Below are 1,228 nucleotides of genomic sequence, written 5' to 3'. Positions count from 1 at the left end.
GAAGCGCACCGCTGTCGTGCCGGCCAGATTGGCGCCGTAGATGTCCACCGTCGTCCCGCCGGAGGCCGGCCCCTGGGTGGGGGTGAGGGACAGGCCGGTGGTGTAGGTGTAGGCGGTCGTCGCACTGCCGCTGGTGTTGGTGACGGTGACGGTCACCGGGCCCAGCGCGTGGGCGGGCGCGGTCGCGGTGATCTGGGTGTCGGAGTTGACGGTGAACGTCCCGGTGGGGGTGCCGCCGAAGGTCACCGAGGTGACTGTCGGGGTGTTGAAATTGGTGCCGGCGATCGCCACCGTGTTGCCGCCCGCAACCGTTCCCGACGAGGGGCTGATGCCAGAGATCGTGGGTGTCGCCATCGTGTGCTCCTTGTCCTGTTCCGTCACGCCGCCCGGGGGATGATGTTTGCGTTGACGATCCTTCTGGTTGCGTACCGGCCGGTGGTCCGCCCCGTCGCCGCATCCGGCACCGCGCTTCGTGGCGGCGCCGAACCGGCCGAGCGGCCCCTACGACGAGCCCGGTCCGGCGCCCTGCGAGGCGCCGCGTCGAAGGCCGCTTCCCGGCGGCCGGCTGTTGCGGCACCAGGGCCTTTCCTTTCTGATCAGACCTGACCCGAACGAAAGATCTAACCGGGCGGGGTCTGGTAGGTGAACGCGCCGCTGGCGGTGGCGGAACCGCCGGGGGAGGCCACGTCGACATCGACCACGCCCGCGGTGTGTGTCGCGGTGGTCACGACGAGCTGGGTGTCGCTGGCCGCTTCGAAACTGGTGGGGCCGCCGCCGAAGGTGACCTGTGTGGTGCTGCCCAGCCCGGTGCCGGTGATGGTGATGACGTCGCCGCCGACGGTAGACCCGGTGGCGGGCAGGACACTGGTGATGGTGGGCACGGCGGTGTAGGTGAAGGTCAGCCCGTCGGTGCTGCCGCCGGGTGTGGTGACGACGATCGGTACCGGGCCGATCGTGGTGGCCGTGGGGGTGGTGGCGGTGAGCGAGGCGGCGGTGTTGGCGGTGATGGTGCCCGCGGTGCCGCCGAACGTCACCGCGGTGGCGCCGGTGAGGTTCGTGCCCGTGATCGTCACCGCCGTTCCCCCGGCCAGCGGCCCGGCGGTCGGGTTGGCGCTCGCCTTCGCGGGCGGGTTGAGGTAGTAGAAGTTCGCCGGACCGCTGGTGCCCCCCGCTGTGGTGAGGGTGACGCCGGTTGCTCCGGCTCCGGCGGGGCTGACGGCTTGCACGC

General features: G+C 71.3%; 2 protein-coding genes. Both read right to left on the bottom strand.

All coding sequences use genetic code 11. From position 1 onward, the window contains the following. Positions 1–354: IPT/TIG domain-containing protein (locus GA0115259_RS26200; protein WP_176732659.1), on the bottom strand; the 354-nt coding region annotated here is incomplete at its 3' end. Between the two features lie 266 nt (positions 355–620). Beyond that, a partial coding sequence (locus GA0115259_RS26195) for an IPT/TIG domain-containing protein (RefSeq protein ID WP_093601582.1) occupies positions 621–1,228 on the bottom strand: 608 nt, incomplete at its 5' end.

Origin of the sequence: Streptomyces sp. MnatMP-M17 (assembly GCF_900091995.1) — a bacterium.
Classification (GTDB): Bacteria; Actinomycetota; Actinomycetes; order Streptomycetales; family Streptomycetaceae; genus Streptomyces.
The sequence above is the reverse complement of the archived record's forward strand: the minus strand, read 5'-3'. Positions and strand labels throughout refer to the sequence as shown.